Below are 13,979 nucleotides of genomic sequence, written 5' to 3'. Positions count from 1 at the left end.
CGGCTCCGGAGCCGGAACTCGAACTGGAGCCGGTTCAGGCTCCGTTGGCGCGTCGGCAGCAGGCTCATCCGACACCCGGCCGCGCTTCCCCGGTCTTCGGCCCTTCTCGCCCTTCGCCGCCGAGACGGTGAGCCCGCCTCCGCCGCCGGCCTCGGCACGTTTCCCGGACACACCGCCGGCATCCGCGACCGACCCGCGCCGCGCGAACCCCGAACGACCCGGTACCGTCCCGCCCCGGCCACCCCACCGGCCCACGGCAACGACGGCCGCCGCCGAAGCACCCCGGAAAGCGGGACCGGAGACGAGCACCCCCCTCCGCCCGACCCCGCCGACAGCCTCCGACACCCCGCCGCGCCCGGCTGTCCCACCGCGCCCTGCGACCGAGGCTCCGCGCGGGACCCCTGAGCGACCGCGCCAGGACCCCACTCGCCCGGCGACGCCTCCCAGTTCCGCTGTCCCGCTCCACCCTGCGGGCGAGGCTCCACTTCGGTCCTCCGACCGATCGCGCCAGGAGCCGTCTCGCCCGGTCGCGCCTGCTGGGCCGGCTGTCCCACCGCGCCCTGCGACCGAGGCTCCGCGCGGGACCCCTGAGCGACCGCGCCAGGAACCAGCCCGGCCGGCGACTGCTCCCGGCTCTACCGTGCCGCCCCGGCCCGCTGGTGAGGTTCCGCGCGAGCCCCGTGACCGATCGCGCCAGGACCCCACCCGCCCGGCGACGCCTCCGGGTTCCGCTGTTCCGCCGCGTCCTGCGAGCGCGGCTCCACGTCAGTCGTCCGACCGACCGCTCCAGGACCCGCCCAGGTCAGCGGCGCCCGCCAGTTCTGGTGTTCCGCCCCGGTCTGCTGGTGAGGCTCCGCGTCAGTCGTCCGACCGACCAGTCCAGGACCCCTCCCGGCCGGTGACGTCTCCCAGTTCGGGTGTCCCGCCCCGCCCCGTGACGTCTCCCGGCCCCGCCGACTCGTCGCGCCCCGAGACCGAGACCTCGCCGTCGACGGCCGACGGGCAACGTGAGACCCCTGCCCGGCCGGCGGCACCTCCGTCGCGTCCGGCTGTCGCTCCCGAGGAACCGTCGGAGACCGACTCTCGGCTGAGGCCGCCGCCACCCGGCGCTCCTTGGCGGGGTGAATCGTTCACGGATCCTGTTGAGGGTGCGCCCGCGCGGGGTGTGTGGTCGCCTTCCGGTGCCGGTGCGCCGTATCCCTCCTCCGGTACCGGAACTGTCGGGCCCCGGCCCGCCGATGCCCCTCCCGCCGGACCCACGGCGCCTGGCTCCGGCTCCTCCGTGTCCGCCCCGCAGGGTTCCGCGCCAACCACCGAAGGCACCGGCATCGGCACCGGCCCCTGGTCACCGGCCGCTCCCAGTAAGCCGGTTCGGCCGGCCGAAGACTCATCCGGCACTGGCTCCTGGTCAACTGCCGTTCCCGGCAACCCGGTTCGGGCCACCGACGACACCCCCGGCACCGCCCCTTGGGTATCTGCCGCTCCCGCTACCCCGGTTCAGCCCACCCCCGTCCCCGACGACACCGGCAGCAGCGCCTGGTCGCCCGCCGCCCCTGGCACCCCCGTCCGCCCCGCGTCCGAAATGCCGCGGCCCGGGGGCAACCCCGTTCCCGATCCCGCCTTTTCCTGGAGTGCGCCCGCAACTCCCGTCGGCGGGCGGCCGGTTGTGTCGTTCGGGGAGCCCGAGGGGTATGACGAGCGGGTGCGGCCGCGGCCGTTGAGGTCGCGGATACGGTCTCGTACCGCCGCCGTCGCCGCCTGTGTCGTGCTCGGTCTCGGTCTCATCGGCGGTGCGGTGACCGGGAGTTGGCTCACCGGCGACGACGGTGCCGACGACGGTGCGAGCACCTTCGCCGCCGCCGGACAGTTGTGGCACAGCGTGCCCGTCGACCAGCTGTTCCCGCCCACCGTGCAGGGCCAGGGCGCGGGCCCCGGCGGCGCCGACCGCACCTGGACCCGGATCGCCGTGGCCCCGGACACCGGCTGCACGGGCGCCTTCGACCCGTTGCTGGGCAGGGTGCTCGCCCCGGTCGGCTGCCAACGCCTCCTGCGCGCCACCTACACCGACGCCACCCAGAGCTATGTCACGACGGTCGGCCTCCTCTTCACCAAGGGCGACATCGCCGCGATGACCTCGCTGTCCACCCGGTTCAAGAACGAGAAGCTCGGCGACCGGACGGACCTCCTGCCCCGCCCGTACGCCCCCAAGGGCACTGTCGCCGCAGCCTTCGGCGACAAGCAGCGGGCCTCCTGGACCGTCTCCGTCCTCACCGACGCGCCCGTCGTCGTCTACGCCGTCTCCGGCTGGGCGGACGGCCGTACCGTCGAGGCGCCCGAACCCGCAGACGAAGCCGTCACCTCCGGATCCACCACGGCCCCCTCGCAGTCGGGTCTCGGCAACGAGGCGCAGGGGCTCGCGGACCGCGTGGAGCGGAGCCTGCGCAAGACCGTCGACTCACCTTCCGGGACCCCGGCCTCGGAGACGTCCAAGACGTCGGGGACCGCGGCGAGCTCGAAGGCCTCGGAGGGGAACTCATGAGCGTCATGTCCCGCCGCGCCGGGCTGGTGAGCGCCTTCCTGGCCGCCTCCCTCGCCCTCGTCCCGTCCACCGTCGCGCACGCCGACGGCATACGCGCCCAGGAATGGGCCCTGGACGCCATGCACACCCAGGAGGTCTGGCAGACCACCAAGGGCAAGGGCATCACCGTCGCCGTCCTCGACACCGGCGTGGAGGCCGACCACCCCGACCTCGTCGGCAACGTCCTCACCGGCAAGGACATGGTCGGCTTCGGGGCGCAGCCGGGCGACCGGGCCTGGGCCCGCCACGGCACCGCCATGGCCGGCATCATCGCCGGGCACGGACATGGTCCCGGGGACGAGGACGGCGTCATGGGCGTCGCCCCGGAGGCGAAGATCCTGCCGGTCCGCGTGATCCTCGAAGACGGCGACCCCGCGCGCGGCAAGGCCCGCACCACCCGTGGCAACGCCCTTGCGGACGGCATCCGTTGGGCCGCCGACCACGGCGCCGACGTCATCAACCTCTCGCTCGGCGACGACTCCGCCTCCGCGCACCCCGAGCCCGCCGAGGACGAGGCCGTGCAGTACGCCCTGAAGAAAGGGGTCGCCGTCGTGGCCTCCGCGGGCAACGGCGGCGAGAAGGGCGACCACGTCTCCTACCCGGCCGCCTACCCGGGTGTGATCGCCGCGACCGCCGTGGACCGCTACGGCACCCGCGCCTCCTTCTCCACCCGCCGCTGGTACGCCACGGTCAGCGCGCCCGGTGTCAACGTCGTCATCGCCGACCCCGACCACAAGTACTACGAGGGCTGGGGGACCAGCGCCGCGTCCGCCTTCGTTTCGGGTGCGGTGGCGCTCATCAAGGCGGCCCACCCGGGGCTGACCCCGGCCCAGATCAAGAAGCTCCTCGAAGACACCGCCCGCAACCCCCCGGTCGGCGGCCGGGACGACTCCCGCGGCTTCGGTTTCATCGACCCCGCCGCCGCGATCAAGGCCGCCGCGGCCCTCAAGCAGACGAGCCTGCACGCCGCCGCCTACGGCAAGAAGTACTTCGGCGCGGGCCCGGATCCCGCCAAGACCGACAGCCGCACCTCCGACTGGGCGGGCCCCCTCGCGGGCGGCGCCGGCGGGGTCCTGCTCGTCGCGGCGGTCGTCCTGTGGCGTGGCCGACGCAAACGGCCCGAGGGTTTCTAGAGCCTGCGGGAGTCAGTCGGTGACGGACGCGGAAGCCGACGTAGAGGAGTCGCTCGCCGCGAACGCGGCGACCCCCGCCTTCGCCGCCGCCTCGATCAGGGTGATCCCCTTGTTCTGCGTCGTGCTGCCCTTCGACAGCACCGCGATCAGGTACACGTGCCCGTCCGCGGCCGTCACCCGCCCGATGCTGTTGACGTCCCACAGCCCGGTCGCGCTCCGCGCCAGCCAGCCGTTCTTCAGCTTCCACCTGGAGCCGTCGGCCGCCGCCGACACCCCCCACTGCTGGTCGGCCTCTATCTCCCCCATCAACTCCTGGATGTACGTCTTCGAGGCCGAGCTCAGCTTGGAGTCGTCCCCGAACACCTGCTGGAGCAGGGTGAGTTGATCCGCCGCCGTGGTCTGGGTCAGCCCCCAGAGCGGGCCGTCGCCACCCGTGGTGCCGGTCAGCCCGAACGTCTTGTTGGCCGCGTCGAGCCCGTCCGCCGTGCCGATCATGTTCCACAGCGCCGTCGCGGAGTCGTTGTCGCTGTTCTCGATCATCGTGGTGGCGTACGACTTCTCCGTCGCGGTCAGCTGCCGCCCCGCGTCCTGCGCCTGGAGCAGCAGTGTCGCCAGGATGTCGACCTTGACGATGCTCGCCGTGTCGTAGGCCGTGCTGCCGTACGCGGCGCTCTCGCCGGAGTCCATGTCGAGGACGGCCACGGACACCTTCTGGTCGCCCGCCGGGGTCACCGCCCTCATGGCCTTGGCCAGCAGCGCGTCGTAGTCCACCGTCGGCCGTGTCACCGGTTCCACCGTCGCCTCCCCGCTGCCCGATGCCGACGCCGAGGCGGACGGCGCCGTCGCCGACGATACGGGGCCGGAGTGAGCCTGCGCCTTCACGTACACGGTTCCGGCCGCCGTACCGCCCACGACCGCCACGGTGGCGAGGGCGGTGTAGAGGAGCGGACGGCGCCGGGAGGGACGCGCGCGGTGGTTTCGGCGGGCGGCTCTGGAAGACTCCATGCCCGCGATCGTGGAGGGGGCGACTGTGCGAACCGTGAGACGAAAGTTAGATGTCTGTCAACGGTGTCTGAGAAAGGTGTGAAAGCTGTGTCCCCTGCGTTTCGGGACCCGCACAAGCCCAGCAGTATCCCCCCGATAGGGTCGGTCACCGTGGCGAACAAGAACATTCCCGACTCCGGCTACTCCGACGACGACGGCTCGGCCGATCCCGCACTGAGCGCGGCGCTCGCCGCCTGGGCCGAGGACCGCACCGCCGTGGATCCCGTCCTGGCGGCCCTCAAGGGAGCCCGGCTGCTCGTGCCCGTGGTGGCCGTGCTCGGCGAGGTCGAGGTGGACGAGAACGGGCTGCGCCGCGAGAAGACCAGCGACATGGCCGTCCCCACCCTGAAGGCCGGCGGTCGCACCGCGCTGCCCGCCTTCACCTCCAGCGACTCGCTGGCCCGCTGGGACCCGGCGGCGCGCCCCGTGGCCGTACCGTTGCACCAGGCGCTGCAGGCCGCCGCGCACGAGAAGGCGGACACGGTGGTGCTGGACATGGCGGGGCCGGTGTCCTTCGAGCTGTCGGGACCCGCGCTGCTGGCCCTCGCCGAGGGGCGTACCAGCGTGGACCCGCTCACCGATCCCGCGGTCGCGGCGGCGGTGGGCGCCGCGCTCACCGACGTGCGCGCGGTACTTCGGGCCTACCTCGGCCCCGGCGGGGGCGACGGCACCCTCGCCCTGGTCTTCGAGCCCGCAGTGCCGCACGCCGCCGGCATCCACGCGGTCGCACGCCGGCTCGCGGCCGAGGAGACGCTGAGGGCCCGCCTGGTGCACGGCCTCGACCTGGCAGTGCTGCCGGCCGGGGCGACGCCTCCGGGCGAGCCCCTGTACGTACGTATGGGGTGAGCTGCTAGCCGTTAGCCGTAGACCGGGCCCGTGTACTTCTCGCCCGGGCCCTGGCCCGGCTCGTCGCGGACCAGGGAGGCCTCGCGGAACGCCAGCTGGAGCGACTTCAGGCCGTCGCGCAGCGGGGCCGCGTGGAAGGAACTGATCTCGGTCGCGCTCGCGTCGAGGAGCCCGGCCAGGGCGGTGACCAGCTTGCGGGCCTCGTCCAGGTCCTTGTACTTGTCGCCCTCGTCGGTCAGACCGAGCTTCACGGCGGCGGCGCTCATCAGATTGACGGCGACCGTCACGATCACCTCGACCGCCGGGACCTCCGCGATGTCGCGGGTCAGGGCGTCGAAGTCGGGGGAGTCGGGATTCGCGGACTCGGGGGGCGTGTCACTCATGCCCCACACGATAGGGCCCGGTGTACGACGGTTCGCACCACCCCCGGGTTGCTGCTAACCTTGTGTGATGACCGGCCAGGTACTCGTGTGCCCGGCCAACAAGTGGAGGCTCCGATCTCCCACCTGACTGTCCTCACGGACGGCGGGTCACCCCGGTCAGGCGGTTGCCATCGTTCCGTACGGACGATGGAGTCGCCCGAAAGCGCGCCCCGCGATCATCGCGGCGGTGCTCCGGCAGTGCTTTGGAGCCCCGTCTTGTGATCGTCCGGGGCATTTTTTGTGCTTCGGCGCGGTTAGGTCTGTCTGTCGAGACAAACGCGGCCGTCCGCCAGATGGCCGTGTGGTGCTAACCGAGGAGGATCCATCAGCGCCGAACCCCGCATCAACGACCGGATTCGCGTTCCCGAGGTGCGACTGGTCGGTCCCAGTGGCGAGCAGGTCGGCATCGTGCCGCTTGCTAAGGCCCTGGAGCTTGCGCAGGAATACGACCTGGACCTGGTCGAGGTCGCGGCGAACGCCCGTCCGCCCGTGTGCAAGCTCATGGACTACGGGAAGTTCAAGTACGAGTCGGCCATGAAGGCCCGTGAGGCGCGCAAGAACCAGGCGCACACGGTCATCAAGGAAATGAAGCTCCGGCCGAAGATCGACCCGCACGACTACGACACCAAAAAGGGTCACGTCGTCCGGTTCCTCAAGCAGGGCGACAAGGTCAAGATCACGATCATGTTCCGCGGTCGCGAGCAGTCCAGGCCCGAGTTGGGCTACCGACTGCTGCAGCGTCTCGCTTCGGACGTCGAGGACCTCGGGTTCGTCGAGTCGAACCCGAAGCAGGACGGCCGAAACATGATCATGGTTCTCGGCCCGCACAAGAAGAAGACCGAGGCGATGGCCGAGGCCCGCGAGGCCCAGGCCGCCCGCAAGGCGGAAGCGAAGGCCAACCCGGGCAAGTCGCAGAACGCCGCGGAGTCCGACGTCGAGGACGAGAACGGCGCCGGCGAGGACATCGTCGACGAGGTCGAGGCCCCGGCCGAGGCTTCCGCCGACGCCTGATCCCCGGACGTCAGTCCAGGGATGTAACCGATACAAGAGCGACGCTCCACCGTGCCCGGTTTCACGACCGGGCATCGGAGCGCCACCGACGAGGAGATAACGGCGCTATGCCGAAGAACAAGTCGCACAGCGGTGCCAGTAAGCGCTTCAAGATCACCGGCTCCGGCAAGGTGCTCCGCGAGCGCGCCGGCAAGCGCCACCTGCTCGAGCACAAGTCGTCCCGCGTGACGCGTCGCCTCACCGGCAACGCCGAGATGGCCCCGGGCGACGCCAAGAAGATCAAGAAGCTTCTCGGCAAGTGACGTACGCGGCGCTCCCGCCGAGCGCCGTACGTCTGGACCGGGACCCCATCGATTCCGGGCCGTGTGAGTCCAACCGCGGCCCCGCTACAAGGAGTTAAACAAGTGGCACGCGTCAAGCGGGCAGTCAACGCCCACAAGAAGCGCCGGGCGATCCTCGAAGCCGCCTCCGGCTACCGCGGTCAGCGTTCGCGCCTGTACCGCAAGGCCAAGGAGCAGGTCACCCACTCGCTGGTCTACAACTACAACGACCGCAAGAAGCGCAAGGGTGACTTCCGTCGGCTGTGGATCCAGCGCATCAACGCCGCTGCCCGCGCCAACGGCATCACCTACAACCGCTTCATCCAGGGTCTGAACGCGGCCAACATCGAGGTCGACCGCAAGATCCTCGCCGAGCTGGCCGTCAACGACGCCGGTGCGTTCGCCGCGCTGGTCGAGGTCGCCCAGAAGGCGCTGCCGAGCGACGTCAACGCGCCCAAGGCCGCGTGACGCCGGCTTTTGCCGTGAGTTGAAGGACCCGCAGGTTTTCAGGCCTGCGGGTTCTTTGGTGTCAGCTCCGGTAGTTGTTCGGGTGCGGGCCGGTGGGGGCTGGTCGCGCAGTTCCCCGTGCCCCTGAAGAAACCCGGGCGCCCAGAGATTTGAAGGTGAAGCAGAGAATGTCCCCTCACGGTCCCGAGCTCATTTCTCCCCGTTCCTCTCGCGTCTCCGCCGCCCGGCGGCTCGCGCGCCGGAACTTTCGGAGCAAGGAGCGGCTGTTCCTGGCCGAGGGGCCGCAGGCCGTGCGGGAGGCCGCCGGGTACAAGGACACGCTCGCCGAGTTGTTCGCGACCGTTGAAGCCGCAGAGCGCTACGCGGACATCATCAGCGAGGCCCGTGACGCCGGTGCCCGGGTGCATCTTGCCGATGAGCAGGTCATCGCCGACATCTCGACCACCGTCACCCCGCAGGGGCTCGTCGGGGTCTGCCGGTTCCTCGACACCCCGTTCGAGGAGATCCTGAGGGGCCGGCCCAAGCTCGTCGCCGTGCTCGCCAACGTGCGTGATCCCGGGAACGCGGGCACCGTCCTGCGCTGCGCCGACGCCGCCGGTGCCGAGGCCGTCGTACTGACCGATGCTTCTGTCGATCTCTACAACCCCAAGGCCGTACGGGCCTCCGTGGGCTCCCTGTTCCATCTGCCCGTCGCCGTCGGAGTGCCCGTCGAGCAGGCCGTGGCCGGGCTCAAGGAGATCGGGGTGCGGATCCTCGCCGCCGACGGGGCCGGGACCGACGACCTCGACGACGAGCTGGACCAGGGGACCATGGGCGGGCCCACCGCCTGGGTGTTCGGGAACGAAGCCTGGGGGCTTCCGGAGGAGACCCGCGCACTCGCGGACGCCGTCGTGCGGGTTCCGATCCACGGGAAGGCCGAAAGCCTGAACCTGGCCACCGCCGCCGCCGTATGTCTGTATGCGTCTGCCCGTGCACAGCGCGGCTCCGGAGGGTGCCGCTCCGTCACCGACAGCTAGTAGGGTGACCAGCTCGGGGGCCACCTGCGCCGTATGAGAAGAGGTGGGGTACGGGGATGACTGTCGGCACGAGCAGCGCGCCGGGAGCACGGGGCGTGCCCCGGCCGTCCGCGGCCCGGCACGACGACCTCACCGGCCTCGGCATCGACCCCGATCAACTGGCCGACGGACTGGTCGTCGCCGACGAGCACGGTCAGGTCATCTGCTTCAACGCCGCCGCCGAGCGCATCACCTCCGTCCGCGCCGCCGACGCCCTCGGACAGCGGCTGGAGAAGGCCCTCCCCTTAGAGGACCTGGAGGGCCGCCGCTGGTGGCAACTGACCGAACCCTATGAGGGGTTGGCCATCCGGGTGCGACAGCCGGAGCGGAATCTGCTGCTACCGGGCGGCCACGAGGTGCTGGTCACGGCTCGCTATGTCCGTGCGGAACCTCTCGGTCCGGTCCGCCGTGTCGTCGTCTCCCTGCGGGACACCGAGGCGCGCCGCCGCACCGAGCGCAGCCACGCCGAGCTGATCGCCACCGTCGCCCACGAACTGCGTTCCCCGCTCACCTCGGTCAAGGGCTTCACCGCGACCCTGCTTGCCAAGTGGGAACGCTTCACCGACGACCAGAAGCGGCTGATGCTGGAGACCGTCGACGCCGACGCCGACCGCGTCACCCGGCTCATCGCCGAGCTGCTCGACATCTCCCGCATCGACTCCGGGCGGCTCGAACTGCGCCGCCAGCCCGTCGACATCGGCGCGGCCGTCGGCCGCCACATCCAGGCGTACGTCGCCGCCGGCCAGCCCGCCGACCGGTTCATGCTCCGCGTCGAACAGCCGCTGCCCGACCTGTGGGCCGACCCCGACAAGGTCGACCAGGTGCTGAGCAACCTGCTGGAAAATGCGGTGCGCCACGGCGAGGGAACCGTCACTATCGACGTCACGGCCTCGCCGTCCCCCCGCGAGGGGGAGGAAACCGGCACATCGGTGACGGTCAGCGACGAGGGCCCAGGCATCCCGGAGGAGTCCATGAACCGCGTCTTCACCCGTTTCTGGCGGGGCAGCAAGCGCGGCGGCACCGGACTCGGTCTGTACATCGTCAAGGGCATCGTCGAAGCCCACGGCGGCACCATCACGGTCGGCCGGGCCCCCGGCGGCGGCGCCGAGTTCCGATTTATGTTGCCCGTGGGCACCCCGGCGTACCTTCAGTAACCGCCGACGAGGCCCCACGGGCGCGGTCACCTGCCTCACCCCCGTTAGACTCGGCCTTTGGCACCTTTGCGTCCCCGTTTCAGGGACGACGACGCGTCCCCCGAGTCGAGTCGGGACGGGGACCATCCGCCAGCCAACCGGAAGCACGGGAAGAGATGTCGGCACCGAATAAGTCGTACGACCCTGTAGAGGTCGAGGCCTTGAAACCGGAAGAGATCGAGCGCATGCGGGACGAGGCGCTCGCCGCCTTCGCCGCCGCCGGCGATCTCGACGCGCTCCAGGAGGCCAAGGTCGCCCACACCGGCGGCACCTCCCCGCTCGCCCTCGCCAACCGCGAGATCGGCGCGCTGCCCCCGCAGGCCAAGGCCGCGGCCGGCAAGCTCGTCGGGCAGGCCCGGGGCGCGGTGAACAAGGCCCTCGCCGCCCGCCAGGCCGAGCTGGAGGCCGACCGCGACGCCCGCGTCCTGGTCGAGGAGGCGGTGGACGTCACGCTGCCGTACGACCGCGTCCCGGCAGGCGCCCGGCACCCGCTGACCACGTTCATGGAGCGGGTCGCGGACGTCTTCGTGTCCATGGGATACGAGATCGCCGAGGGCCCCGAGGTCGAGGCGGAGTGGTTCAACTTCGACGCCCTGAACTTCACCCCGGACCACCCGGCCCGGCAGATGCAGGACACCTTCTTCGTCCAGGGTCCCAAGGCTGCATCTGATAGCGGCTCCGCCGCGGGCTCGGGCGACGAGTCCGGTGTCGTGCTGCGCACCCACACCTCGCCCGTGCAGGCCCGCGCCATGCTGGACCGCGAGGCGCCGGTCTACATCGTGTGCCCCGGCCGCGTGTACCGCACGGACGAGCTGGACGCCACGCACACCCCGGTCTTCCACCAGATCGAGCTCCTCGCCATCGACGAGGGACTGACCATGGCCGACCTCAAGGGCACCCTGGACCACATGGTCCAGTCCCTCTTCGGCGCGGAGATGAAGACCCGGCTGCGGCCGAACTACTTCCCCTTCACCGAGCCGTCCGCCGAGATGGACATGCTCTGCTACGTCTGCAAGGGCGAGTCCGTCGGCAACCCCGACCGCCCCTGCCGTACCTGCTCCTCCGAGGGCTGGATCGAGCTGGGCGGCTGCGGCATGGTCAACCCCCGCGTCCTCGTCGCCTGCGGGGTGGACCCGGAGAAGTACAGCGGATTCGCCTTCGGGTTCGGCATCGAGCGGATGCTGATGTTCCGCCACAACGTCGAAGACATGCGAGACATGGTCGAGGGTGACGTCCGGTTCACCCGGCCGTTCGGGATGGAGATCTGATGCGGGTCCCGCTTTCTTGGCTGCGGGAGTACGTCGACCTGCCGGCGACGGAGACCGGCCGCGACGTCCAGGCCAAGCTCATTTCCGTCGGTCTTGAGGTCGAGACCGTCGAGCAGCTCGGCGACGGCCTCAAGGGCCCGCTCGTCGTCGGCAAGGTCCTCACCATCGAGGAGCTGGAGGGCTTCAAGAAGCCCATCCGCTTCTGCACGGTCGACGTCGGCCAGGCCAACGGCACCGGTGAGCCCCAGGAGATCGTCTGCGGCGCCCGCAACTTCGCCGTCGGCGACAAGGTCGTCGTGGTCCTCCCCGGCGCGGAGCTGCCCGGCGGCTTCGCGATCGCCGCGCGCAAGACGTACGGCAGGACCTCGCACGGCATGATCTGCTCCAGCGACGAGCTGGGCATGGGCGACGACGGCACCAAGGGCATCATCGTCCTGCCGCCCGAGCACGAGGTCGGCACCGACGCGATCGAGCTCCTCCAGCTCGTCGACGAGGTCCTCGACATCGCCGTCACACCCGACCGCGGCTACGCCCTGTCGATCCGCGGCGTCGCCCGCGAGACCGCCATCGCCTACGGCCTCCCGCTGAGCGACCCGGCCCTGCTCGACGTACCCGGGCCGAACGCGTTCGGCTACCCGGTCCAGGTCTCCGAGCCGCTCGGCTGCGACCGCTTCACCGCCCGCACGGTGACCGGCCTCGACCCCGAGGCCCGCTCCCCGCTCTGGCTGACCCGCCGTCTTCAGAAGGCGGGCATGCGCCCGATCTCGCTCGCCGTCGACATCACCAACTACGTGATGCTGGAGCTCGGTCAGCCCCTGCACGCCTACGACCGCTCCCGCGTCCAGGGACCGATCGGCGTGCGCCGGGCCGAGCAGGGCGAGAAGCTGACCACCCTGGACGGCGTCACGCGCACGCTGGACGCCGAGGACCTGGTGATCACCGACGACCGCGGCCCCATCGGCCTCGCGGGCGTGATGGGCGGCGCCAACACCGAGATCGACGACACCGAGGGCACCACCACCGAGGTCGTCGTCGAGGCCGCCCACTTCGACGCGCTCTCCATCTCGCGCACGGCCCGCCGCCACAAGCTGGCCTCCGAGGCGTCCCGGCGCTTCGAGCGCGGCGTCGACCCGCAGGCATCCTCCGCCGCGGCCCAGCGCACGGTCGACCTCCTGGTCCTCCTCGCGGGTGGCACGGCGGACGCGGGCGTCACCGAGGTCATCGCCCCGTCGGCGCCCCACACCATCACCATCCCGGCCAACCACCCGGACAAGGTGGCGGGCGTCGACTACGGCCGCGAGACCGTCGTACGCCGTCTCCAGGAGGTCGGCTGCGACGTGTACGGGCAGGACGAGCTGATCGTCACCGTCCCGTCCTGGCGCCCCGACCTCACCGACCCGAACGACCTGGCCGAAGAGGTCATCCGCCTGGAGGGCTACGAGAACCTGCCCTCCACGCTCCCCAAGCCCCCCGCGGGCCGGGGCCTCACCGACCGCCAGCGCCTCCACCGCCGCGTCGGCCGCGCGCTGGCCGGTGCCGGCTACGTCGAGGCGCCGAACTACCCGTTCGTCGGCGAGCACGTCTTCGACCAGTTCGGCCTGGCCGCCGACGACCCGAACCGCAAGGTCGTCAAGCTGGTCAACCCGCTCTCCGACGAGGAGCCCGCACTGCGCACGACGCTGCTGCCGGGCCTGCTGGGTGCGTTGCGGCGCAATGACGGTCGCGGCTCCCACGACCTCGCGCTCTTCGAGACGGGTCTGGTCTTCCACCCGCGCGAAGAGCTGAAGATCGCCGTACGACTCCCCGTCGACCGGCGTCCGACCGACGAGGAGATCGCCTCCCTCACCGAGGCGCTCCCGCTCCAGCCCCGGCATGCCGCCGTCGTCCTCGCGGGCGCCCGCGAGCAGGCCGGCTGGTGGGGCAAGGGCCGCCCGTCCGACTGGGCCGACGCGGTCGAGTCGGCGCGGGTGCTCGCGCGTGAGGCCGGTACGGAACTCATCGTCCGCAAGGGCCAGTACGGTCCCTGGCACCCCGGCCGCTGCGCCGAACTCGCCGTCGTCGTCGAGGGAGTCGAGCAAGTCATCGGGTACGCCGGTGAGTTGCACCCCGGTGTGCTGAAGACCCTGGGTCTGCCCGCGCGCACCAGTGCGATGGAACTGGACCTGGACGTCCTGGAGTCGGCGTCGTCGGGCGTCCCCAAGGGCCCGAAGATCTCCACATTCCCGGTCGCCACCCAGGATGTCGCCCTGGTCGTCGACGCCTCGGTCCCGCACGCGGACGTCGAGGCGGCGCTGCGCGAGGGGGCCGGTGAACTGCTGGAGTCCATCCGGCTGTTCGACGTCTACGACAACGCCGCGCAGCTGGGCGAGGGCAAGAAGTCCCTCGCCTACGCACTGCGGTTCCGCGCGGCTGACCGGACGCTGACCGTCGACGAGGCGTCGGCGGCCAGGGACGCGGCGGTGGCACTGGCCGCCGAGCGTACGGGAGCCGTACTGAGAGGCTGATCGCTGGAGGGGCCGATTCCGTATCGGAACGGCCCCTACCTGCATAAATGCACCTGTCTCATGTCACCTCACTCGTTCGGGTGAGAAGTTCGGGCGATCTGGCCCGATCGGGGCATGCGGTCGACAGAATCGGACCG

At 71.2% G+C, this 13,979-nt stretch carries 12 protein-coding genes; 10 read left to right on the top strand and 2 right to left on the bottom strand.

All coding sequences use genetic code 11. The annotated features are described in order from the left end of the window. Positions 1–1,717: 1,717 nt before the first annotated feature. Entirely contained in the window at positions 1,718–2,539 is an 822-nt protein-coding gene (locus tag AB0I51_RS06815) for a hypothetical protein (protein WP_362972163.1), read from the top strand. Then, positions 2,536–3,711, top strand: coding sequence for a type VII secretion-associated serine protease mycosin (gene mycP / locus AB0I51_RS06810; RefSeq protein ID WP_362972161.1), 1,176 nt, complete (start codon positions 2,536–2,538; stop codon positions 3,709–3,711). Before AB0I51_RS06815 ends, mycP begins: the two co-directional genes overlap by 4 nt. Positions 3,712–3,723: 12 nt before the next feature. Here mycP and AB0I51_RS06805 read toward each other — a convergent pair whose 3' ends face one another. Further along, a complete protein-coding gene (locus tag AB0I51_RS06805; RefSeq protein ID WP_362972159.1) occupies positions 3,724–4,716 on the bottom strand; it encodes a serine hydrolase in 993 nt (330 codons plus the stop codon). Between the two features lie 150 nt (positions 4,717–4,866). Here AB0I51_RS06805 and AB0I51_RS06800 point away from each other — a divergent pair, with 150 nt between their 5' ends. After that, entirely contained in the window at positions 4,867–5,601 is a 735-nt protein-coding gene (locus AB0I51_RS06800; protein WP_362972157.1) for an SseB family protein, read from the top strand. A gap of 11 nt (positions 5,602–5,612) precedes the next feature. On the opposite strand, the gene AB0I51_RS06795 is transcribed toward AB0I51_RS06800, so the two are convergent. After that, entirely contained in the window at positions 5,613–5,984 is a 372-nt protein-coding gene (locus AB0I51_RS06795; RefSeq protein WP_362972155.1) for a DUF1844 domain-containing protein, read from the bottom strand. 363 nt (positions 5,985–6,347) lie between these two features. Here AB0I51_RS06795 and infC point away from each other — a divergent pair, with 363 nt between their 5' ends. The 7 genes from infC to pheT all read left to right on the top strand — a co-directional run bounded on the left by infC (position 6,348) and on the right by pheT (position 13,842). Next, positions 6,348–7,034: a translation initiation factor IF-3 gene (gene infC / locus AB0I51_RS06790; protein WP_362972525.1), complete on the top strand. Its 687-nt coding sequence runs from the start codon at positions 6,348–6,350 to the stop codon at positions 7,032–7,034. A 107-nt stretch (positions 7,035–7,141) separates the two neighbouring features. Continuing rightward, entirely contained in the window at positions 7,142–7,336 is a 195-nt protein-coding gene (gene rpmI, locus AB0I51_RS06785; RefSeq protein WP_019065473.1) for a 50S ribosomal protein L35, read from the top strand. A gap of 102 nt (positions 7,337–7,438) precedes the next feature. Beyond that, positions 7,439–7,822: a 50S ribosomal protein L20 gene (rplT, locus tag AB0I51_RS06780; RefSeq protein WP_019066261.1), complete on the top strand. Its 384-nt coding sequence runs from the start codon at positions 7,439–7,441 to the stop codon at positions 7,820–7,822. A 167-nt stretch (positions 7,823–7,989) separates the two neighbouring features. Further along, positions 7,990–8,838, top strand: a complete 849-nt coding sequence (locus AB0I51_RS06775) for an RNA methyltransferase (RefSeq protein WP_362972152.1) — start codon at positions 7,990–7,992, stop codon at positions 8,836–8,838. 56 nt (positions 8,839–8,894) lie between these two features. Next, positions 8,895–10,031, top strand: a complete 1,137-nt coding sequence (locus tag AB0I51_RS06770; RefSeq protein ID WP_362972150.1) for an ATP-binding protein — start codon at positions 8,895–8,897, stop codon at positions 10,029–10,031. Positions 10,032–10,186: 155 nt separating this feature from the next. After that, positions 10,187–11,338 carry a phenylalanine--tRNA ligase subunit alpha gene (gene pheS / locus AB0I51_RS06765; protein WP_362972148.1) on the top strand — a complete coding sequence of 384 codons (1,152 nt, stop codon included), beginning with the start codon at positions 10,187–10,189 and terminating at the stop codon, positions 11,336–11,338. Continuing rightward, entirely contained in the window at positions 11,338–13,842 is a 2,505-nt protein-coding gene (gene pheT / locus AB0I51_RS06760; protein ID WP_362972146.1) for a phenylalanine--tRNA ligase subunit beta, read from the top strand. The genes pheS and pheT overlap by 1 nt, the downstream gene beginning before the upstream one ends. Positions 13,843–13,979: the final 137 nt, after the last annotated feature.

The organism is Streptomyces sp. NPDC050549 (assembly GCF_040655035.1).
Lineage (GTDB): Bacteria > Actinomycetota > Actinomycetes > Streptomycetales > Streptomycetaceae > Streptomyces.
The sequence above is the reverse complement of the archived record's forward strand: the minus strand, read 5'-3'. Positions and strand labels throughout refer to the sequence as shown.